At 73.1% G+C, this 242-nt stretch carries 1 protein-coding gene; it reads left to right on the top strand.

The features are described from left to right. Nucleotides 1-242 (top strand): Mur ligase family protein (locus DEIPI_RS32515; protein ID WP_045234670.1); only part of this gene is annotated, 242 nt, incomplete at both ends.

The raw sequence follows: 242 nt of genomic DNA, 5'->3' as shown, positions 1-242 counted from the left end.
TTCTCGGTCCTCAACGCGGACGACCCGTGGACCGCGCGGCTCGTGGAGCTCGGGGAGCACGTCACGTACGGCGTGGAGGCCCGCGCCGACTGGTGGGCGACCGACGTGGAGGAGGTCGCCGGGGGCCTGCGCTTCCAGGTGCATCACCCCCAGGGCGGCTTCGACGCGATCCTCCCGATGATCGGGCGCTTCAACGTCTCCAACGCGCTCGCGGCGATGGCGGCCGCCTCGCGGCTCGGGGT

Source organism: Deinococcus pimensis DSM 21231, assembly GCF_000519345.1.
Classification (GTDB): Bacteria; Deinococcota; Deinococci; order Deinococcales; family Deinococcaceae; genus Deinococcus_A; species Deinococcus_A pimensis.
This window is presented reverse-complemented; position numbering and strand designations above follow the sequence as displayed.